The 17,044-nt window shown below is 66.5% G+C and carries 14 protein-coding genes and 1 pseudogene; 8 read left to right on the top strand and 7 right to left on the bottom strand.

The genetic code is table 11. From position 1 onward, the window contains the following. Nucleotides 1-148 (top strand): annotated as a pseudogene (locus tag ACWRN3_RS09620) (lipoyl synthase); the annotation flags it as partial. A gap of 130 nt (nt 149-278) precedes the next feature. Here ACWRN3_RS09620 and ACWRN3_RS09615 read toward each other — a convergent pair. The 3 genes from ACWRN3_RS09615 to ACWRN3_RS09605 form a co-directional block, all read right to left on the bottom strand. Further along, complete coding sequence (locus ACWRN3_RS09615; protein ID WP_476740471.1) at nt 279-2,624, bottom strand: glycoside hydrolase family 65 protein; 2,346 nt, start codon at nt 2,622-2,624, stop codon at nt 279-281. A gap of 141 nt (nt 2,625-2,765) precedes the next feature. Continuing rightward, entirely contained in the window at nt 2,766-3,503 is a 738-nt protein-coding gene (locus ACWRN3_RS09610; protein WP_476740470.1) for an HAD family hydrolase, read from the bottom strand. 201 nt (nt 3,504-3,704) lie between these two features. Continuing rightward, a complete protein-coding gene (locus ACWRN3_RS09605; RefSeq protein ID WP_476740469.1) occupies nt 3,705-4,322 on the bottom strand; it encodes an alpha/beta hydrolase in 618 nt (205 codons plus the stop codon). A 173-nt stretch (nt 4,323-4,495) separates the two neighbouring features. On the opposite strand from ACWRN3_RS09605, the gene ACWRN3_RS09600 reads away from it, so the two are divergent. The 5 genes from ACWRN3_RS09600 (at nt 4,496) to ACWRN3_RS09580 (ending at nt 9,249) form a co-directional block, all read left to right on the top strand. After that, the gene (locus ACWRN3_RS09600; RefSeq protein WP_255174206.1) at nt 4,496-4,753 is read left to right on the top strand and encodes a DUF6458 family protein; all 258 of its coding nucleotides are present in this window, start codon (nt 4,496-4,498) and stop codon (nt 4,751-4,753) included. Between the two features lie 272 nt (nt 4,754-5,025). Further along, nucleotides 5,026-5,832 carry a DeoR/GlpR family DNA-binding transcription regulator gene (locus tag ACWRN3_RS09595; RefSeq protein WP_255174205.1) on the top strand — a complete coding sequence of 269 codons (807 nt, stop codon included), beginning with the start codon at nt 5,026-5,028 and terminating at the stop codon, nt 5,830-5,832. After that, nucleotides 5,829-6,809: a 1-phosphofructokinase family hexose kinase gene (locus ACWRN3_RS09590; RefSeq protein ID WP_255174204.1), complete on the top strand. Its 981-nt coding sequence runs from the start codon at nt 5,829-5,831 to the stop codon at nt 6,807-6,809. Before ACWRN3_RS09595 ends, ACWRN3_RS09590 begins: the two co-directional genes overlap by 4 nt. A 2-nt stretch (nt 6,810-6,811) precedes the next feature. Then, on the top strand, nt 6,812-8,905 hold the full coding sequence (locus ACWRN3_RS09585; RefSeq protein ID WP_255174203.1) for a PTS fructose transporter subunit IIABC: 2,094 nt from the start codon (nt 6,812-6,814) through the stop codon (nt 8,903-8,905). A 65-nt stretch (nt 8,906-8,970) separates the two neighbouring features. Next, nucleotides 8,971-9,249, top strand: coding sequence for an HPr family phosphocarrier protein (locus ACWRN3_RS09580; protein ID WP_015935750.1), 279 nt, complete (start codon nt 8,971-8,973; stop codon nt 9,247-9,249). 119 nt (nt 9,250-9,368) lie between these two features. On the opposite strand, the gene ACWRN3_RS09575 is transcribed toward ACWRN3_RS09580, so the two are convergent. The 3 genes from ACWRN3_RS09575 to ku form a co-directional block, all read right to left on the bottom strand. Beyond that, nucleotides 9,369-9,785 (bottom strand): SRPBCC domain-containing protein, encoded by a 417-nt coding sequence (locus tag ACWRN3_RS09575; RefSeq protein WP_255174202.1) that lies wholly within the window; start codon nt 9,783-9,785, stop codon nt 9,369-9,371. 18 nt (nt 9,786-9,803) lie between these two features. After that, the gene (locus ACWRN3_RS09570; protein WP_476740468.1) at nt 9,804-10,646 is read right to left on the bottom strand and encodes a class I SAM-dependent methyltransferase; all 843 of its coding nucleotides are present in this window, start codon (nt 10,644-10,646) and stop codon (nt 9,804-9,806) included. Between the two features lie 171 nt (nt 10,647-10,817). Further along, entirely contained in the window at nt 10,818-12,005 is a 1,188-nt protein-coding gene (gene ku, locus ACWRN3_RS09565; RefSeq protein ID WP_476740467.1) for a non-homologous end joining protein Ku, read from the bottom strand. A gap of 40 nt (nt 12,006-12,045) precedes the next feature. Here ku and ACWRN3_RS09560 point away from each other — a divergent pair, with 40 nt between their 5' ends. Further along, nucleotides 12,046-14,550: an ATP-dependent DNA ligase gene (locus tag ACWRN3_RS09560; protein WP_476740466.1), complete on the top strand. Its 2,505-nt coding sequence runs from the start codon at nt 12,046-12,048 to the stop codon at nt 14,548-14,550. Between the two features lie 149 nt (nt 14,551-14,699). On the opposite strand, the gene ACWRN3_RS09555 is transcribed toward ACWRN3_RS09560, so the two are convergent. Beyond that, on the bottom strand, nt 14,700-14,957 hold the full coding sequence (locus tag ACWRN3_RS09555; protein ID WP_476740465.1) for a hypothetical protein: 258 nt from the start codon (nt 14,955-14,957) through the stop codon (nt 14,700-14,702). Between the two features lie 432 nt (nt 14,958-15,389). On the opposite strand from ACWRN3_RS09555, the gene ACWRN3_RS09550 reads away from it, so the two are divergent. Next, nucleotides 15,390-16,979, top strand: coding sequence for an MFS transporter (locus ACWRN3_RS09550; RefSeq protein ID WP_476740464.1), 1,590 nt, complete (start codon nt 15,390-15,392; stop codon nt 16,977-16,979). Nucleotides 16,980-17,044: the final 65 nt, after the last annotated feature.

Below are 17,044 nucleotides of genomic sequence, written 5' to 3'. Positions count from 1 at the left end.
CCGCTCCTCCTACCGCGCCGGCCGCCTCTGGGCCACCGCCATGCGCAAAAAAGGCCGCGACATCCCCGCCGAACTCGCCCACATCGCAGAAGGCATCCAGGACTCCGGCACCACCCGCCAGGAAGCCGCCACCCTCCTCGCGGGCTAGGCCACTGCGGGCCGGCCTGGTGCTTTTTTGGGGGGGCACCAGGCAGGAACGGCAGCGGGAGATGGAGGAGGCCCGGCAAGGGAAGCTGCCGGGCCTACGCCGGACGCGTCCTCCCAGCCCGGCAACGCGCTCAGCTGTTGCCGCGCACCACCGGGATGCTCGCCGTCGGCAATCCGCTGGGGAACACCGTGGGTTCCGGCTCCCCCACCGGTTCCAGCGGCACCCGCACCGGCTCGTTGCCCACCATGAGCCGCTGGCCACGGACGTCCACCTCCAGCGGCCCGCCGTCCTGGACCGTCAGCGTGATAAAGCGGGCTGCGAGCTGGACCAGCAGCAGGCGGCCCCTGATCTTCAGGTGGAAGGTCAGTCCCTCCCACTCCGCGGGCAGGCGTGGATCAAAGTATGGGACCTGGCCTTGGTCGCGCATGCCGGCGAACCCGCACACCAGCGAACTCCAGACTCCGCCGGTGGAGGCGATGTGCACGCCGTCGATCGTGTTGGCATGCGTGTTGTCAAGGTCAATGAAGGCGGCATTGGTGAAGTGGTCCAGGGCCTCCCTCGAATAGCCCACCTCGGCCGCCATGATCCCCTGGACACAGGCGGACAGCGTTGAATCGCCGGTGGTGATGGGATCGTAGAAGTCGAAGGCCCGCTGCTTCTCCTCAGCCGTGAAGTCCTGCCACTGCAGGAACATGGCCAGGACGGTATCCGCCTGCTTCAGGACCTGGTGCCGGTAGATGACCAGGGGGTGGAAGTGCAGCAGCAGCGGATACTTGGACCGCGGCGTGGTCCAGTCCCAGGCTTCCAGGGTCATGAAGTCGTTGTCCTGGGAGTGGACCTGCATCCGTTCATCGAAGGGCAGCTGCATGCGGCTGGCGGCCGCCTCCCACAGCTGGCGCTCCTCGTGGGTGATGCCTGCGTGCCCAAGCGCGGCGGCGGCACGCAGGTTGAAGCGGGCCATGACGTTCGTATACAGGTTGTCGTTCACCACGGCCGTGTACTCGTCAGGGCCGGTGACGCCGTGGATGTGGAAGAGTCCGTCCTTGCCGAAGAAGCCCAGGGAGATCCACATCCGGGCCGTCTCGATCAGCAGTTCTGCGCCCATGCCATCCCGGAATCCGGCATCTCCGGTTGCCCAGAGGTACCGGTTGGTGGCGAAGGCAATCGCGGCGGCGATATGGAACTGTGCGGTACCGGCCGCGTAATAGGCGCTGGCCTCGAGGCCGTTGATGGTGCGCCACGGGAAGAGGGCGCCGTCCACGCTCAGTTCCTTCGCCCGGATTCGGGCCTCGGGAAGCATGCCGTGGCGGAACTCGAGGACCTGCCGGGCGCCGTCGGGGTTGGTGTAGGTAAGGTACGGCAGCAGGTACACCTCCTGGTCCCAGAAGTAGTGCCCCTCGTAGCCCGAACCCGTCACGCCCTTGGCGGGGATGCCGGCAACATCGGCACGTGCCGTGGCCTGGGCCAGCTGGAAAAGGTTCCAGCGGATGGCCTGCTGCAGCCCGGGCCGGCCGCCCTCAACCACGATGTCCGAGGTGGCCCAGTAACCGCGGTAATGGGCCATGCTTTCGGCAAAGATGCTGTCCACCGGGCGGAGGGCTTCCTCCGCCACAGCGGCCGCATCGACGTCCGGGTCCTGGATGGTGCGGCCGGCCGCGTAGCTGACGCTCTTTTCCAAGCGGAACGGATCGCCGGCTTCGACCGCAAGGACGTACCGGACGGTGCTGTCGTCCTGGTCCACCACCGTTTCGAACGGCTGGTGCCCGGCAGAGGTCCAGTGGTCCACTGCGATCCCCACCCGCTGCTTGGATTCGGCCGCCTCCCAGGACAACCGCAACGAGCCGTCGCCGCCGTCCAGCCGCACGGGGAGCAGCACCCGCCCGGCGTGCCGTCCGGCCCGGCGGGGATCGTGCACGGAGTGGTCTTCCACCGGCTGGTCCTGGCGGTTGATCACCGCGGAGGTGACGTCCAGGGAGATCTGCCGGTCCGCTTCCACCTCCAGGGAAATGCCCAGGCAGCCGCGGGACTCGTAGCCCACAGCCCGCCGTTCCGTGGTGGTCACGGTGGCGCCGGACCGGCACTGCCAGGTGATGCGGCACTCGTAGATCCCGGTGGAGAAGTCGACGCTCCGGTGGTAGTCCAGGACCTCTGATTCGGCGAGGCTGAGGTTTTCGCCGTCCACCACAACGGTGAAGTTGTTGGCGTCCGGGATGTAGAGGATGCGCTGGCCCGTCCGGGCGAAGCCAAAGGCGTTTTCGGCGTGCTTGATGTCCCAGATTTCGTGCAGGCCGTTGATGAAGCTGCCTGGCAACTCGGCATCGGCGGCCGCCCAATGGGCCCCCCGGATGCCCAGATGGCCGTTGCCCAGGGCGAACAGGGCCTCCAGGGTTCCTGTGCCATCGGTTCCGTAGCGCGTTTCGACGAGCTGCCAGGGGGTATCGGGGAACCGTTCGCGGTCCGCGGAAATCAATGCCATGGTCGGGGTCCTTTTGACCTTGCTGTGGTGCCGGGCTGGCCGGCACGGAATATTCGGGGGAAGGGCAATACTCGGATGGGGTGCTGCCGGTGAGCAGCAGGGTTGCCCGGGGCAGGCAACGGGGGTTGTTGAGGCCTGGGTTTAGGGGACTAGTTCCTGGAGGTCGTTGACCACCAAGGTGGCTCCGGCGTCCAGGAGCGTCTGCCGCCCGGCGCCACGGTCCACGCCGATCACTGAGTGGAACGCTCCCGCGTGTCCGGCCTGCACCCCTGATACGGCGTCTTCCACCACCACGCACTCGGGACTGGAGAGGTCCAGCAGTTTTGCCGCGTATTCGTAGGTAGCCGGGCTTGGTTTACCGGGCAGGCCCTGCTCCGCGGCCACCACCCCGTCCACCACCACGGCGAAGTAGTGGCTGAGACCGGCGGCTTTCAGGACGGCGGGGGCATTGCGGGAAGAAGAGACGACGGCGACCTTGAGTCCGCGTTCCAGGGCGGCTTCGAGGAAGCGGACCGAGCCCTGGAACGGTTCGACGCCGGCGCTCACGATGTCACTGAAGATCGCGTTCTTCCGGTTGCCCAGGCCCTGGACGGTTTCGTGGGCCGGGTCGTCATCCAGCGGGCCTTCCGGCAGCGTGAGTCCCCGCGAGGCCAGGAAGTCGCGCACCCCGTCAAAGCGGGGCTTGCCGTCGATGTGGTCGAAGTAGTCGCTTTCCCGGTATCCGGGGAGCTCCGGGTGCGAGGCCAGATAACCGTCGAACAGTTCCTGCCAGGCGCGCTCGTGCACGGTAGCGGTGGGCGTCAGGACGCCGTCCAGGTCAAACAGGATTGCTGCGGCGCCGGTCCAGGCGGCGGCCTCAGCTGCAGTTTCCAGTGTCATCGGCAGTGCGGTGTCCTTTCGGTTAGTGGACAGCCGGCCCTGCCGGGACAGCCTAAAGGAGGGTGTGCTGCGCTTCGCGCGCTCAGCATCACTTCCTTGTCCGCCCACTGCAGGACCGATCATGGCCGTAGACGAGTGTAAGCGCTTGCAAATTACGCTGGCAACTGTTTTTTCTTACCCACTGATGGGGCGGCTACACAGTCAGCGCAGCACGTAGTGACGCAGGAAGGCGCTGACGTCCACCATCTCGGTCTTGGACATCGCGTGCCCCATTCCCGGGTATGTCCGGGCCGTCAACAGAGTGTTCTTTTCCAGCCACTCGGCGGTGTAGGCAACGGCGTCCTCGTTGATCACCAGGTCCGCCTTGTCCCGGCCCCAAAAGAAGGGCGGCTTGACGTCAAAGGAGTCGGTCACCGAGAGGAGTTCGTTGTTGAGCACGAAGCCGGACAGTCCCACAACCGCCTTGTAGTCGTCGGGGTGCAGCCGCAGGAGCGTGCTGGCCATGGCCATGCCCTGCGAGTACCCCATCAGGGTGACGCTGCTGTGCTGGTCCCTGACGGAGCTGATCCATGCCCGTACCGAGTTGGCGGCGGAGATGACATCCGCGAAGTCGTTCGCCAGGAAGTAGTCGAGCAGGAACCAGCCCCAGTGGTCGCCGATGGGCATCGGTGCCCGCAGGGCGGCAAACGTGAACTCGGGAGGCAGGTACTCGAAGAGGCGCACCATCCGGGACTCGTCCGTACCGTACCCGTGCATCATCACCAGGAGGGGGGTGCCTGCGCGCTGGTCTTCCGGCTTGGACCACACAACTGTTTCCACTGGTCAAGCCTAACTACGGAAGCACGACGCCCCGGTCGGATCATTGAATCCGGAATCACCGGGAGGTAGCGTGACGCTAGACAGACAGCAGGCTTGGCTTTTGGCAGTGTACGCACCACCCTTCCGTATCGCCCTACCAGCGCCGCGCAGCCCGCGGCCATAAGGAGCAAGTCATGAGAATCGGATCGTCAATCTTCCTCATCGCCCTCGGCGCCATCCTTGCCTGGGCTGTCGCGCCCGGACTGATCCCGTTCGTGGACCAGCAATTGGTTGGGTACATCCTCATGGCGGTAGGCGTGATCGGGCTGGTCGCCTCGCTCATCCTCGCTTCCCCGGGCCGCAGCCGCCGCGTCAGCGAATCACGTTCCGTTATCGATCCCAACACCGGTGAGCGCATCACCCGCCACGAAAGCCGCGACGGCGGTATCTAGCCACACGCGAACGGGGACGGGGACGGGGATCCCGGGGCGTGACCGATGAACCCGAAAAAGCCGGATTGGACCACCACGCGTCCAGCCCGGCTTTTTCGTGCCTGCGCCCGGACTGGAAAGCTCGATATTGTTTCATGTTGGTTTCCATTGACAAACCAACAGAAGCACAGATAAAGTCAAGTAACTCAACATCAATGTGATGCCAGTCACGCAAGGCCGGGAAGTCGGCAGGGCGGACAACCTCACAGCAGGACCTACGCAACGGAGGGTATGTGTTCGCCGAAGAGCGCCAGCAACAGATTGCCGAGCTTGTAGCCGGCAGCGGCCGGGTCAGCGTGACCCTGCTGGCTGAGCGCTTCCGCATCACCACCGAAACGGTGCGCAGGGACCTCGCCGCCCTCGAAAACGCCGGCACGGTCCGCCGTGTCCACGGCGGCGCTGTTGCGGCAGACCGATTCAGCACCACCGAGGAAAGCGTCACTGAACGGGCCATTCAGCGGCCGGACCAAAAGATCCGGATCGCCGAAGCCGCCCTTGCCCTGATCCCCCGCAACTCGCCTGCCAGCGTCCTGATGGACGGGGGCACCACCACCGAAGTGCTTGCCGACATGCTGGCCCGCCGCACCGCCGTCGAACCTTCCGACGGAACGGGCCCCCAGCACGAACTGGTGGTCATCACGCACGCAGTACCCATTGCCAGCAAACTCTCCAACGTCCCCGGCGTTGCCCTGCAGATCCTGGGCGGCCGGGTTCGCGGCCTCACCCAGGTAGCCGTGGGGCAGGCAACGGTGAACGCCGCCGCCAGGATCCGCCCTGACATCGCGTTCATCGGAACCAACGGCATCCACGCCACCTTTGGCGTCAGCACTCCCGATCCTGAAGAAGCCGCCGTCAAGGCAGCCTTCGTCCAGTCGGCACGCCGCATTGTGGTGCTGGCCGACTCCTCCAAGCTGGACACGGAAACCCTGGTCCAGTTCGCCTCCCTGAAAGATCTGGACACCTTGATCACAGACAGTGAACCCGGACCTGAACTCGCAGCCGCCCTGGAAGAGGCCGGCGTTGATGTGGTGGTCGCATGATCGTCACCTTCACGGCCAACCCCAGCCTTGACCGGACCGTCGCCCTTCCCGGCCCGCTCGAGCGTGGCGAGGTACAGCGCGCCATCTCCGTCCGCCAGGAATCCGGCGGCAAGGGCGTCAACGTCTCCCGCGCGCTGGTGGCCTCGGGGCTGGAGTCCCTTGCCGTCCTCCCCGGCGCGGACAGCGATCCCGTCCTGGCGGGCCTGCGCGAGCATGCGGTGCCCTTCGTTTCGCTTCCCATCGACGAGCCGCTGCGCACCAACGTGGCCCTCACCGAACCCGGCGGCGTGACCACCAAGATCAACGAACCGGGCCCCGCGCTGGATGAGAACCAGCAGGAAGCCCTGATCAAGCTGTTGGTCGAAAGCTCACGCGGCGCCACCTGGGTGGTCCTGGCCGGATCACTGCCGCCGGGACTCCCCACCGACTTCTACGCAACGGCAGCCCGCCGCCTGCGTTCTTCCGCCGACGGCGCCGCCCCGCGCATCGCCGTCGACTCGTCCGGCCTGCCACTCGCGGCCGCCCTTACCGGCGGCCCGGAGGGCATGCCTGACCTCCTGAAGCCCAACGCCGAGGAACTGGCGGAACTGGCCGCAGCTGCCGGTTTCCCCCCGGCATCCGGTGACGAACTGGAAGCGGATCCGGCTGCTGCCGCTGCCGCCGCAGCCGCCGTCGTCCGTTCCGGTGTGGGTGCTGTGCTGGCAACTCTCGGTTCCAAGGGAGCTGTCCTTGTCACGGCCGACGGCGCGTGGCTGGCCACGCACCCGCCGGTCGCCGCGGTCAGCACGGTGGGTGCGGGCGACTCCGCACTTGCCGGCTACCTGCTTGCCCATGGCCGGGGCGCCGCCCCTGCCGACTGCCTTCGTCAGGCGGTGGCCCATGGTGCCGCCGCTGCCTCGCTGCCGGGTTCCACCGTTCCGGCAGTAAACCAAACCACCCCGGATGCCGTAACCATCACGGCCCTTCGAAAGGATTGACAGTGACCCAGCTCATCACCACGGACCTGGTCGAGCTCGACCAGAACCTGGGCAACGCCCCCGAGACGGTGATCCGGCATCTGGCAAGCAAGGTAGCTGCCACCGGACGCGCATCAGAAGTTGAAGGACTCTTCGCGGACGCCTTCGCCCGCGAGCAGAAGACCGCCACGGGCATCCCCGGCGGCATCGCCATTCCGCACTGCCGCTCTGCCGCCGTCACCGTACCCACCCTCGCCATGGCCCGCCTGAACCCGAAGGTGGACTTCGGCGCCAAGGACGGCCCCGCTGACCTGGTGTTCTTCATCGCCGCTCCCGACGGAGCGGACCAGGAGCACCTGAAGCTGCTCTCCAAGCTCGCCCGGTCCCTCATCAAAAAGGACTTCACCGCGGCCCTCCGCAACGCGTCCTCCCAGGAAGAAATTGTGGAACTCGTCGACGGCGCGCTGGCGGACAAGCCCGCCGCGCACGCCGCAGCGGCTCCGGCCGATGCAGTTCCGGTCGGCGCCGGAGTAGGCGCAGCCGGTGCCAGCGCTGTGGGTGCCCCCGCAGGGGCATCCGCAGGTTCCGCCGCCCGGGGACCCAAGCGCCTGGTGGCCGTCACCGCGTGCCCCACCGGCATTGCCCACACCTACATGGCAGCCGACTCCCTCGTGGCAGCCGCCAAGGAAGTGGGCGTTGACCTGCAGGTGGAGACCCAGGGTTCCTCCGGAGCCAAGGCACTGGACCCCGCCGTCATCGCCGCGGCGGACGCCGTGATCTTCGCTGTTGACGTGGACGTGCGCGGTAAGGAGCGCTTCGCCGGCAAGCCCGTCATCAACGCCCCGGTAAAGCGCGGCATCGACGAACCGGACAAGATGGTCCAGGAAGCCCTCGCCGCGGCCGACAACCCCCACGCCCGGCGCGTCCCGCACTTCGGTGCCGAGGAACAGGCCGAGCACGAGGCCGAGGAAAAGGGCGAGCACATTGGGCAGAAGCTCAAGAAAGCCCTCCTGACCGGTGTCAGCTACATGATTCCGTTCGTGGCCGGCGGTGGCCTGCTGATCGCCCTTGGCTTCCTCATGGGCGGCTACCTGATCACCAAGTACGCGGACACGATTGTGGTCCAGAACAGCCTGTTCAACCTGCCCACCGAGTTCCCCGACAACGCGTGGGGTCCGCTGGGTGCCTACCTCGGGGCGGTCCTGTTCAAGATCGGCGCATTGTCACTCGGGTTCCTGGTTCCGGCGCTGGCAGGCTACATCGCCTACGCCATCGCTGACCGTCCGGGCATCGCGCCCGGCTTCGTCGCCGGTGCAGTTGCCGGGTTCATGGGTGCCGGATTCCTGGGCGGCATCGTGGGCGGCCTGCTGGCCGGCTACATCGCCCACGTGGTAGGCCGCCTGCAGGTGGCACGCTGGCTGCGCGGCCTGATGCCCGTGGTGATCATCCCGCTGCTGGCCTCCCTGGTGGCTTCGGGCCTGATGTTCGTAATCCTGGGCGGCCCCATCGTCGCCATCACCAACGGCCTGAACTCCTGGCTGTCCGGCCTCACCGGGGCCGGTGCCATCGCCCTGGGCGTGATCCTGGGCCTGATGATGTGCTTCGACCTCGGCGGCCCGGTCAACAAGGTTGCCTACTCCTTCGCCGTCGCCGGCCTCGGCGCCGCAACCATCGACAACCAGGCCCCGTGGCAGATTATGGCAGCCGTCATGGCGTCCGGCATGGTTCCGCCGCTGGCCATGGCCTTGGCGTCCACCGTCCTGAACAAGAAGCTCTTCAGCCTGGCGGAGCAGGAAAACGGCAAGGCAGCCTGGCTGCTGGGCGCGTCCTTCATCTCCGAAGGCGCCATCCCGTTCGCCGCGGCCGACCCGCTGCGCGTTATCCCCGCCAGCATGCTGGGCGGTGCGGTGACTGGAGCCATCTCGATGGCTGCCGGCGTCGGATCCAAGGCACCCCACGGCGGCCTGTTCGTCTTCTTCGCCATCGACAACTTCCTGATGTTCGTTGTTTCGATCATCGTCGGCGTCGTGGTCACCGCCCTCTCGGTCATCGCCCTGAAGCGCTGGGCAGTCAAGAAGACCGTTGATACGGTTGAACCGGTTCCCGTAACCGTCTGAGCCGGTTCAGCCACAGACCTTCCCGGCGCTGAACGATCAGCACGCCGAAAGACAAAGGAGCAAAAATGCCAGAACGCACAGCAACAGTTGCCAGCCGCGTGGGCCTGCACGCCCGCCCCGCCGCTATCTTTGCCGAGGCAGCCGGAGAGTTCGACCTGGACATCACCATCGCCCGTGAAGGCGAGCCGGCAGACGAGGCCATGGATGCCGCCAGCATCCTGTCCCTCATGAGCCTGGGCGCCTCACACGGCGACGTGGTGGTCCTCCGCGCCGAAGGTGCCGGCGCAGACGATGCGCTGGAGCGCCTGGTGCAGATCCTCGAAACGGACCACGACGCCGAGTAGCACCTTCGCTGCCTCAGGCAGCACAACGCCGGCGGCCGCCGTCGGGCTTTCCCTCCCAAGGGATACGCCCGACGGCGGCCGCCTGGTTTTAACCGTCCGCCCGCACGGGCGGGCATCAGTCAGCCGCGCTCGGCGAGTGCCTTCACATCCGCCACGAGCTTGTCCCACATACCCTTCGAGTGCGCGGCGGCTTCCTCCGTGGGGTTATTGTCCTGGGCCAGCGTCAGCCGGGTGGCGCCGCCCTGGTCCTCGAGTGTCCATTCGAGCGTGTGGTAGTTCTCTGGTTTGTCCTCCTGGCCGGACAGGGCGCTGAAATGGGTGTGGACGAGCTTCCGCCCCGGCTCCACGGCCAGGATCCGGCCTTTGTCCTGGTACGTCTTTCCCTCCCACACGCCCTGCCAGGTGATGGGGCTTCCCACCGTCCAGTCCGTCTCCAGAGTGGTCCCGAACATGAACTCCTTCACTGCGGCGGGATCGGTCAGCACTTCCCACACGCGCTCCGGCCGGGCGTTGATGGTGGCAACGGATGTAGCCACGTGGTTTCCCGCCATGGCTCAGGCCTTCTTCGCCGTGAAGAGCAGGTACTCCCATTCCATCTGGAACGGGCTGTCGCCGTGCGCATCACCAAAGGAATCAGCAAGATCGGTGAGGGCCTTATCCAGCGCCTGGACCTTGTCCCGGTCCTCGCCCAGGAATTTGTAGACGGAGATGATGGGGCCGTAGTGGGACTTGAAATACCTGACGAAGTCCGCGGGCTGGTGAAAGCTCCTGACGGCCAGGTTCTGCTTGCGGGTGTGAACGTCGGTGACGCTCCCGTCCAGCAGTTCGCGGACATGCTCCTCGCTCCCCCAGAGCGGCGCTGGCTGTGCGCCGGGCGGGGGCGGCGGGGCAAACGGCTTCAGGGTGGCCAGCATCTGACCGACGAATCCTTCCGGCGTCCAGCTGAGCAGCCCGATCGAGCCTCCCGGCTTGCAGACCCGGAGCAGCTCGTCCGCGGCCGCCTGGTGGTGCGGCGCAAACATCACCCCGATGCAGGACATCACGGCGTCGAACTCCGCATCACCAAAGGGCAGGGCTTCGGCGTCGCCCTCCTGCCACTCCAGGCTGACGCCACGGTTGGCCGCCTCCTTGCGCCCTGCCTCGAAAAGTTCAGGAGTAAGGTCGCTGGCCACCACCTCGGCCCCCATCATGGCTGCCGGGATGGCCGCGTTGCCGGTTCCGGCCGCAACGTCCAGGACCCGTTGGCGTGGCCTGATGCCGCAGGCCTCCACCAGGACGGCGCCCAGTTCCAGGAGCATCTCGTCCGCGAGGGCGGGGTAATCCCCTGATGCCCACATGGCCCGGTGCTTTTTCTTCAGCTCCCGGTCCGCCTCCACTGCATCCGTCTGCTGGCTCATGTCCGCGCCCCTTTACATGTCCGTCCGGAATGGGTGGCAGCGCCCCGTTGGCACAGCGGAGGCTGCGATGCGACTCATTGTGGGCGCGTTGGAGGCCGCTGTAAAGCAGGTTTTCCGAAAGCGCGCCGGCCCGGCCCCTCCGGCCTTGCGGAATGCCGTCCCGATTGCCGCTCAGGCCGGCTTGCGCGCCCTGGTGGTCTTGGCCGCCGGTTTTGCCGCAGCCTTTGTGCCGGACGTCTTGGTGTCCGCCGGGCCCGTGCCGGAGGACTTGGACGCGGTTGTTTTAGCTGCAGTGGACTTGGCTGCAGTGGATGTGGCTGTCGTGGATTTGGCTGTCGTCGACTTGGACGCTGTGGATCTTGCTCCCGTGGTCTTGGCGGAAGCCGATGTGGACTTCGCTGATGACCTGGCGGCTGGTTTGGCATCGTCTGTGCCGGTCTTCGCTGCCGCCGTCCTGGACGCGGCCGCCTTGGTGCCGGACCGCTTGCCCGCAGGTTTGGCAGTTTCGGTTTCCTCGTCCCCTGCGTCCGCTTCGTCGTCGGATTCTCCACCGGCGGAGGCGGCTTCCCCGCCGCCGCGCTTCCGGTCCAGGCTCCGCTTGAGGGCCTCCATGAGGTCGATGACCTCGCCCTTGCCGCCCTCGCCGGCCTCGACGCCGAACGTTTCCTCCGTGTCCAGCGATTCGCCCTGTTCGAGCTTGGCGTCAATCAGCTGCCGGAGCTGCACCTGGTACTCATCCGTAAAGGAGCTGGGCTCGAAGTCGGCCGCCATGGATTCCACCAGCGCCGCGGACATGTCCCGTTCCTGGGCGGAGATCCTGATATCGGCGTCCAGCGATGGGAAGTTGGCCTCGCGTACCTCATCGGGCCAGAGCAGGGACTGCAGCACCAGGACGTCGTCCTTGATGCGCAGGGCACCCAGCCGGGTCTTTTCCCGCAGCGCGAACTGGACGATGGCCACCCGGTCCGTGTCCTCCAGCGCGCGGCGCAGCAGCACGTAGGCCTTGGGCGACTTGGAGTCCGGCTCCAGGTAGTAGCTCTTCTCGAACATCATGGGTTCGAGCTGCTCCGACGGCACGAACTGCACCACTTCGATCTCGTGGCTGTTCTCAGCAGGAATGGACTTGAGCTCATCCTTGGACAGCACCACCGTGCGGCCGTCCTCCTCGAACGCCTTCTCGATGTCCGAGTAGTCCACCACTTCGCTGCAGACCTCGCACCGGCGCTGGTAGCGGATCCTGCCGCCGTCGGCATTGTGAACCTGGTGCAGACTGATGTCATGATCCTCAGTGGCGCTGTAGACCTTCACGGGCACGTTGACCAGGCCGAACGCGATGGCACCTTTCCAGATGGCTCTCATTCATACAGTCAACATCAGTGCGGGCCGGAGGTGAAGCCCCATGGCAGGTAGCCGGGAACGTGTCCGGGTGGCAGGCCGCGAACTGACGCTGACCAACTTGGACAAAATCATCTACCCGGAGACCGGCACCACCAAGGCGGATGTGCTGGCCTACTACGCCGCGGTGGCGCACGTCCTGATACCGGCGGCCGCCAACCGCCCGGCCACGCGGAAGCGGTGGGTCAACGGAGTAGGCACCGCGGACAAGCCGGGAGAAGTGTTCTTCCAGAAGGATTTGGAGGACTCAGCGCCTGGCTGGCTGCCCCGGGCCGCGATCACGCACAAGGACCGGACCATCCACTACCCCCTGGTCAACGACGCCGCCACGCTGACGTGGTTCGGCCAGATCAATTCCCTCGAAATCCATGTGCCGCAGTGGCGGGTGGATCCGCACGGCCACCAGCTCAATCCGGACCGGCTGGTGCTGGACCTGGACCCTGGCGAGGGCGCCGGGCTGCCGGAATGCCGCGAAGTGGCCCTCCTGGCGCGGGACATCCTGCAGGACGTGGGCCTGGACCCGGTGCCGGTAACCAGTGGCAGCAAGGGCATCCACCTGTATGCAGCACTGGACGGGACCCAGACCTCGGAACAGATCTCCGCTTTCGCCCGCGAACTGGCCCGGGCACTCGAGGCCGACCACCCGGACCTCGCCGTCAGCGACATGAAGAAGTCACTGCGCAAGGGCAAGGTGCTGGTGGACTGGAGCCAGAACAACGCCGCAAAAACCACGGTGGTCCCCTACTCGCTGCGCGGCAGGCCCACGCCCATGGTGGCCGCCCCGCGGACCTGGCGGGAAATCCAGTCTCCCACGCTGAAGCACCTGGACTACCAGGAGGTGCTGCGCCGGGTGCGGGACGGCAAGGACCCGTTCGCCGCCGTCGTCAACGCTGCGGCAAGCGCGGCGGCGGGTGGGACAACCGGCAGCCCGGAACAGGGGGACGCACACCACGACGGCGACGCCCGGCTGGGCAGGTACCGCTCGATGCGCGACCCCAAGGCGACCCCCGAACCGTTCGCGGGGATCCCGGCCGGCGGCAACAGCTTTGTCATCCAGGAACATCACGCCAGCCGCCTGCACTGGGACCTCCGGCTGGAACACGAGGGGGTCCTGGCATCCTGGGCCCTGCCCAAGGGCGTCCCGGAGTCCGGCGGCAGGAACAACCTGGCCGTGCAGATCGAGGACCATCCCATGGACTACCTCACCTTCCACGGCACCATCCCCAAGGGACAGTACGGCGCGGGTGAGATGACCATTTGGGACACCGGCACCTACGAACTGCACAAGTGGATCAACGGCAAGGAAGTCATCGTCACCCTGACGGGATCGGAGGGCGGCGGGCTGGGCGGCAGCAGGAAGGTGGCCCTCATCCACACCGGACGCGGGCAGGGGAAGGACGCCGAAAACCAATGGCTGATCCACCTGATGGACCAGGAGCAGCAAGGCGGACGACGACGGCAGCCGGCCCGCGCAGTGCCGGAACCTTCGCAGGACGCCGGCGGCGAAGAGCCGTCCGCGGCTTCCGCAGCAACGCTGAGCGCCCTTGCCGACCCGCTGGAGTACGCCCCCATGATGGCGACCTCCGGCAGCACTGCGGACCTGCACGGCAGCACGTGGCAGTACGAGCTCAAGTGGGACGGTGTCCGGGCACTGCTGGTGGCGGACAGTGAAAAGGTCCGGATCTTCTCCCGCAACGGCAACGACGTCACCAGGACCTACCCCGAGTTCACGGACCGGGCGTGCTGGCCGGGGCAGCCGTTCGTGGCCGATGGTGAGATCATCGCCGTCGGGCCCGGTGGAAGGCCTGACTTTGGGCTGCTGCAGGGGCGGATGAAACTTACCCGGGCGGCCGACGTCGCCAAAGCCCGCACCTCGATCCCGGTCCAGCTGATGCTGTTCGACCTGCTCTTCGACGACGGCAAGGACCTCCGGCGCCTGCCGCTCAGCAAACGGCGGCAGCGGCTGGAGGAATTCTTCCGTCCCTCCGACTGCCCGGTGGACCTGTCCATGGTGCTCGAGGAATCCGTGGACCTCCTCCTCGACAGCGCGCAGGAGCTCGGCCTTGAAGGGGTGATGGCCAAGAGGACGGACAGCCGCTACGTGAGCGGGCAGCGGACCAGGACCTGGATCAAACTCAAGACGGAACAGACCCAGGAAGTGGTGGTGGGCGGTTGGCGGCCGGGAAAGGGCGGGCGGCAGGACACCGTGGGATCGCTGCTGGTGGGCATTCCCGACGGCGGCAAGCTGCAGTACGTGGGGCGCGTCGGCTCCGGTTTCAGCGGCCGGGAGCTCACGGAACTCCGCCAGACGGTGGAACGCCTGGGCCGGAAGACCTCACCCTTCCACGACGTCCCCCGGCCGGACTCCGCCGACGCCCACTGGGTGTCACCGGAGCTCGTGGGCGAGGTGACCTACAGCGAGTGGACGGGGCCGGGCAGGCTCAGGCATCCACGGTGGCGGGGCTGGCGCCTGGACAAGGACCCGTCGGACGTGGTCCGCGAAGGCTAAGCCCGGCGGGGCGCACGCTTTTCGACGCGCTTGCGGGTCCGCGACGCGCAAATTACCTGGCGGCCCCCATATTCCGGGGGCGCCAGGCAATTATCGTGTCGATATGGACAGCGCGCGTCGCCCTGCTGGGTCCAGGCGCCGGCCAGCAGCTATGAGGAGTGCGGCATCTGGGGCCGGCCGGTGCGGTGGACAGCCGTCACTGCGGCCTCGTGACCCATTCGCCCATGGCCGGAGCCCTGGTCCTTCGGGTGCCGCCGCTTTCCCATGCCGTCCGGCCACCCGCTCTGCCCTGCCAGCGGAACGGCACCCGTAGCCGCGGGACCGGGCGCCACAGGCGCATCCATGGCTGCCGCAAGGTGGTCCGCCACCTCAGGCCTGATGTGGAACTGGCTGGATTCTTCACCCATGTGGTTCTTCCCTTCTTTTCTTCGTTCTTCCTTGAAACGAATGCCGGCGAAAGCGCCCGGGCGCGCGGACTACTGCCCGGAAAGAAGTGCGTTCACCGCTCTACCATAGGCACGTCCGAGGCTGCTGGGAACCCCCTCCGGGGACCGTGGCAGCGGTCACTTTTTGCGGCCGGTTTCCCTCGGGAGCGGGGTTGAAACGGAGCATTTTGGAAAATTTTTGGTAACGCCGCTGTTCATCAGCCTGCTTCCCAGTGATCACGCGGGAAAAGCCGGGGGAAAAATTTTCGGAACCGGCCCCATATTGGGCCCAAAAGAGAGCATGCTACGCCATCAAACTGCTCCGACGCTAGAGGAATCCCGTAAAATTGAAGGCCTGCCCGGAGCGGGGCAGCTACAAGTCGCAAGCAAATGACCTCCACAGGAGTTGCCCAAATGCCCACAGACCGAAGCATGACCGACTCTTCAGCAGGCGCCAGGAACGCCCGCGGAACCGACCCTGCAGCCCCCACGGCTGCCAAGAAGCCCAGGCTGCTGCCACGCCGCCGGCTCAAGGAATCCGATGTCAACGTGGTGGACCAGCCCATGCTCAAAAAAGCACTGGGCGGCACGATCGTTGGCAACACCATGGAGTGGTACGACGTAGGCGTTTTCGGCTACCTCATCACCACCATGGGCCCGGTGTTCCTCCCTGAATCCGATCCCACCACCCAGACGTTGTTCCTGCTGGGAACCTTTGCCGCCACCTTCATCGCCCGTCCCCTGGGCGGGGTGATCTTCGGCTGGCTGGGCGACAAGATGGGCCGCCAGAAGATCCTGGCCACCACGCTGATGATCATGGCGGCCAGCACGTTCGCCGTCGGCCTCCTGCCCGGATACGCCCAGATCGGCCTCTGGGCTGCAGCGCTCCTGGTGCTCCTCAAGGTCATCCAGGGCTTCTCCACCGGCGGCGAGTACGCCGGCGCCACCACGTTCGTCAGCGAGTACGCCGCTGACAAGCGCCGCGGCTTCTTCGCCAGCTTCCTGGACCTGGGCAGCTACCTCGGCTTCGCCATCGGCGCCGCCCTGGTGTCCGTCCTGCAGCTGACCCTGGGCCAGGGCACCATGGAGGACTGGGGCTGGCGCATCCCGTTCCTGGTTGCCGGCCCGCTGGGCCTGATCGCCGTGTACTTCCGCAGCAAGATCGAGGAATCGCCGCAGTTCCAGGCCACCCTTGACGCCCAGGAAGAAAACGCCAAGAACGCCTCCGCCGGGGACGCCGCAACGGCCAAGGGACCCGTGGGGATCGTCAAGGCCTACTGGCGCCCCATCATTGTGGCCATGGTTGTTGTGGCCGCTGCCAACACCGCCGGCTACGCGCTGACGTCCTACATGCCCACGTACCTGACCGACTCCAAGGGCTACGACGAGGTGCACGGTACACTGCTGACGATTCCCGTCCTGGTGGTCATGAGCCTCTGCATCCCGCTGACCGGCAAGCTCTCCGACCGGATTGGCCGCCGTCCCGTGCTCTGGATCGGCGCCGTCAGTACTATCGTCCTGGCCATCCCGGCCTTCATGCTGATTGGTATTGGGCAGATCTGGTCCACCCTCGCCGGCCTGGCCTTGATCGCTTTCCCCGTGACCTTCTACGTGGCCAACCTGGCATCGGCACTGCCGGCCCAGTTCCCCACCTCCAGCCGTTACGGAGCGATGGGCATTGCCTACAACTTCGCCGTAGCCATCTTCGGTGGGACCACCCCGTTCATCGTGGCCGCGCTGATCGGGGCCACCGGCAACGACATGATGCCCGCGTACTACCTGATGGCCACCTCCCTGGTGGGCGCCGTGGCCATCTACTTCCTGAAGGAATCCGCCAACCGGCCGCTCCCGGGATCGATGCCGAGCGTCGACACCGAGGCAGAGGCGAAGGAACTGGTGGCGACCCAGGACGAGAACCCGCTGATCAACCTGGACGAACTGCCGTTCGACACCCAGGACGGCAGCGACCCCCACGCACACCGCGGGGTTCCGGCCGGGGCATAGGCCCAGCCTCCCGGGCACTCTTGTAGCCCACGCTCACAGGCCCGTCCCGCGTGCTTCCTTGGGGG

It is taken from the genome of Pseudarthrobacter sp. rb, assembly GCF_056389225.1.
Note: the sequence above shows the minus strand (reverse complement) of the source record. Positions and strands in the feature narration are given on the sequence as shown.

Bases quoted from the DNA above. Each gene is read 5' to 3' on its own strand.
- ACWRN3_RS09610 (WP_476740470.1), bottom strand. From the start codon at position 3,503: ATGACACTGGAAACTGCAGCTGAGGCCGCCGCCTGGACCGGCGCCGCA.
- ku (WP_476740467.1), bottom strand. From the start codon at position 12,005: ATGAGAGCCATCTGGAAAGGTGCCATCGCGTTCGGCCTGGTCAACGTG.
- ACWRN3_RS09615 (WP_476740471.1), bottom strand. From the start codon at position 2,624: ATGGCATTGATTTCCGCGGACCGCGAACGGTTCCCCGATACCCCCTGG.
- ACWRN3_RS09560 (WP_476740466.1), top strand. From the start codon at position 12,046: ATGGCAGGTAGCCGGGAACGTGTCCGGGTGGCAGGCCGCGAACTGACG.
- ACWRN3_RS09555 (WP_476740465.1), bottom strand. From the start codon at position 14,957: ATGGGTGAAGAATCCAGCCAGTTCCACATCAGGCCTGAGGTGGCGGAC.
- ACWRN3_RS09600 (WP_255174206.1), top strand. From the start codon at position 4,496: ATGAGAATCGGATCGTCAATCTTCCTCATCGCCCTCGGCGCCATCCTT.
- ACWRN3_RS09580 (WP_015935750.1), top strand. From the start codon at position 8,971: ATGCCAGAACGCACAGCAACAGTTGCCAGCCGCGTGGGCCTGCACGCC.
- ACWRN3_RS09550 (WP_476740464.1), top strand. From the start codon at position 15,390: ATGCCCACAGACCGAAGCATGACCGACTCTTCAGCAGGCGCCAGGAAC.
- ACWRN3_RS09590 (WP_255174204.1), top strand. From the start codon at position 5,829: ATGATCGTCACCTTCACGGCCAACCCCAGCCTTGACCGGACCGTCGCC.
- ACWRN3_RS09570 (WP_476740468.1), bottom strand. From the start codon at position 10,646: ATGAGCCAGCAGACGGATGCAGTGGAGGCGGACCGGGAGCTGAAGAAA.